Source organism: Moorena sp. SIO3I8 (assembly GCF_010692325.1).
Lineage (GTDB): Bacteria > Cyanobacteriota > Cyanobacteriia > Cyanobacteriales > Coleofasciculaceae > Moorena.
The window spans coordinates 1-3,416 of the sequence record NZ_JAAHHW010000243.1 but is presented as its reverse complement, the minus strand read 5'-3'; the positions used below and the strand labels follow the sequence as shown (position 1 = coordinate 3,416).

Genomic DNA, 3,416 nt, shown 5'->3' with positions numbered 1-3,416 from the left:
AAAGGCTCCACTCTCCTAAGGTTTCGTCTCTGGCCTTAATCATAAAGTTTTAACCCTTTTACCCATAGCCGACCAACCATAAAGGCTGCCCCAGCGAGGGATTGCTCGCTGGGGTAACTTCTGACCCGGTTTAAAAACACGGGGCTTTCAGCCTGGAGCAGTACCGTAAGAGCTTTCACATCCTCCCCCACTAAAGGCTAATTGCTAGCTCAGTGGGAGATTCTCAACCTTGGGGCTGAGTATACACCTGCTTGCGGGACTCTTGACTAGACCAAGAACAACCTCAGTCCCTGTCAGACCCTCTCCACAGGTATTTTCATCCACTGTCTTGGGCACAGTGGCTCGCTTTTCTACGTCCTGTTTTAGCACTATTTGTGCAGCTGCCACATTTGTTAGTCAATCCGATCACTAACAAAAATTATCCCCTAGCAACGGATCGTAAAAACTGACTAAGTGTACCCTAATCCCTCAGTTATTGGCAACATTTTAGTGCCACAAGACCAGTTGTGATTTCGTAAGCATTCAGCTATCAGCCCTTAGCGGTCAGCTTAAAACAAGCTATCCGGCTGACGAGTTCAACGGATTCAAAGCCAAAGACTATAAATTCCTCGCTCAGGGGAGGGAATTGATATTAAACGAATACTTACCTGTTTCATTCAAAAGCACCTCAAGCAGCACCTCAAGCAGCACCTTAGCTGATACCTGACGGCTGAATGCTTAGGTAATTTCCCAAATCACAAGGCGCTGACATCGGAACCTGCTTCTGGTGATTAAAAGCGTGGTCTATCACCAAGCAAGCCGCCGCACTTCGATAGACTATACTAGTGACCAAGAACATCTAACCGGGTGCATCTCATTTTTGTAAAAAAGAAGGGAAGTTTGGGAAGTTTGGGGAGAGGGGCGGGGGCGCGTGGGAAGTGTGGGAATTTTCGGGGGAATTTTTGCCTAATTTCAGGCATTGAGATGCACCCATCTCACCTAAGCGTCAAGTGTCAAACTTGGGAAAATGAGCTAGGATCATGGTCCCATTGATTTCAAGCCCATTCATTAAATTAAACAAAAGCAGCAAACAAGTGGAATCCACGAAAACTGATGTTTATAAGTTTGATAGCATTGATGATGCTCTGGCAGACCTGAAATCAGGTCACGCAGTGGTGGTGGTTGATGATGAAAATCGGGAAAACGAAGGAGACCTAATTTGTGCTGCACAATTTGCTACCCCTGACATGATTAATTTCATGGCAGTGGAAGCACGAGGGTTGATTTGTCTGGCGATGACAGGGGAGCGCTTGGATGCTCTAGACCTTCCGCTAATGGTGAGTAACAACACGGACACTAACCAGACAGCGTTTACCGTGAGCATTGATGCAGCACCCCACTTAGGGGTGACGACTGGTATCTCGGCTGAAGACCGTGCTCGTACTATCCAGTTTGCGATCAACCCAGTAACGAAACCCAGTGATTTGCGACGACCTGGTCACATTTTTCCCCTCCGTGCTAGAAAGGGAGGGGTATTGAAACGGGCTGGTCATACGGAAGCAGGGGTTGACTTATCAAGACTTGCAGGTTTATACCCAGCGGGTGTGATCTGTGAAATTCAAAATCCTGATGGCTCCATGGCTCGCTTGCCAGAGTTGATTGAGTATGCCAATAAGCATCAACTCAAAATTATCAGTATTGCTGATTTAATCAGTTACCGCCTCAAACATGACCGCTTTGTTTTTCGAGAATCCGTTGCCCAATTACCCAGTAGTTTTGGGAATTTCCAGATTTATGCTTACCGCAACACCTTAGATCACTCGGAGCATGTTGCCATTGTAAAAGGAGACCCGACTCAGTTCAAAGAGCATCAAGTGATGGTGCGGATGCACTCAGAATGTTTAACGGGAGATGCGTTGGGCTCTCTGCGCTGTGACTGTCGAATGCAACTACAAACGGCTCTGAAAATGATTGAGAATTCCGGTGAGGGAGTCGTGGTTTATTTGCGGCAAGAAGGCCGAGGGATTGGTTTGGTGAATAAGTTGAAAGCCTATTCCTTACAAGATATGGGACTGGATACCGTAGAAGCAAATGAACGTTTGGGATTCCCTGCTGACCTGCGAGACTATGGCATGGGAGCACAAATTCTCAATGATTTAGGAGTTAAGAAAATTTGCTTGATTACCAATAATCCTCGCAAAATCGCTGGTTTAAAAGGTTATGGATTGGAGGTAGTGGGTCGGGTCCCATTGTTGATTGAAGCTAATGACTACAATTCTAGCTATCTGGCAACTAAAGCACAGAAGCTGGGTCATCTGCTGTTGCAGACCTATCTAGTTACGGTAGCGATTCATTGGCAAGACCAGCCCCAGCAGGTGACAGAACGTTATGAGCGTTTAGAAAAGTTAAGGTCTCTAGCTCATAGCCAAAACTTATTATTGCAGGAGGAGTCAAGACCTGTAGCGTCCGCAGTTTTTGAGAAACCTGCTTTAATCGTACACTTGGGCTTTGATCAGCCTGAGCTAGCAGCACTAGATTGGTACCAATCCAGTCAGCATCCCTATGTAAATGCGATCGCTAATATTTTAGACAGCGTGATTGAATGGCCTGAGCTAAGATGCTTGGAATTTCTAGTCTCTTCTGGACACGATCCACTGACAAGTTTACAAATACTTTTAGACCGAGAGAAGTTTCCCTTTACGAAGCGACCATCTTCAGTGTGTGAGAATTTAACAACTCAGAAAATTTATAGTTTTGATCGCTCAATAAAGTAATATGAATTATTGCTTTTAGTCCTCAGTTATTACTTAAGTTATTACTTATTGGTTAACCCAACACCCATGCTAATGATTTAATCTATTTTAATCTCTGTGGTTGCTTGATATAGAAAAAGCCTCTTGCCAGTTTAGACAAGAGACTTTTTCTATATATTAAATAATATATATCCTGGCACTGAGCTATTTTAGCAGGCAGCTACCCACCAACTATCTTCGCCGCAGCTACGTTTCACCTCCGAGTTCGGGATGGGGTCGGTGTGGTTCCGTCGCGCTATAAGCACCAGGAAGGTGGAATGGGCATCTAAGGTGGAATGGGCATCTTGCCCGTTTTGCCCGTTCTGCTTCCGAACCATTAAGATTGCATAGCTAGTGTCAAAGCCAAATTTCGATGAAGGTAGAATGGGCATCTAAGGTGGAATGGGCATCTTGCCCGTTTTGCCCGTTCTGGTTATGGTCAAGCCCTCGGTCAGTTAGTACGTCTCGGCTTCATCTATTACTAAACTTCCACCTAACGCCTATCAACAGCTGTTCTTGCTGTGACCTTACCTCCTTAACAGAGTGAGAGTACTCATCTTGAGGTGGGCTTCCCACTTAGATGCTTTCAGCGGTTATCCTCTCCGCACTTGGCTACCCAGCGTTTACCGTTGGCACGATAACTGG

Annotated in this window: 1 protein-coding gene and 2 rRNA genes; 1 reads left to right on the top strand and 2 read right to left on the bottom strand. The window is 45.6% G+C overall.

Translation table 11 applies throughout. The features are described 5' to 3' along the window. The first annotated feature begins 1,073 nt into the window (after positions 1-1,073). The gene (gene ribBA, locus F6K51_RS35600; RefSeq protein WP_293030461.1) at positions 1,074-2,753 is read left to right on the top strand and encodes a bifunctional 3,4-dihydroxy-2-butanone-4-phosphate synthase/GTP cyclohydrolase II; all 1,680 of its coding nucleotides are present in this window, start codon (positions 1,074-1,076) and stop codon (positions 2,751-2,753) included. A gap of 170 nt (positions 2,754-2,923) precedes the next feature. Here the strand turns inward: ribBA and rrf are convergent. Together rrf and F6K51_RS35590 are read right to left on the bottom strand one after the other, a co-directional pair. Next, positions 2,924-3,041, bottom strand: a 5S ribosomal RNA gene (gene rrf / locus F6K51_RS35595). 165 nt (positions 3,042-3,206) lie between these two features. Next, positions 3,207-3,416: ribosomal RNA gene (locus tag F6K51_RS35590) — 23S ribosomal RNA — on the bottom strand; the annotation flags it as partial.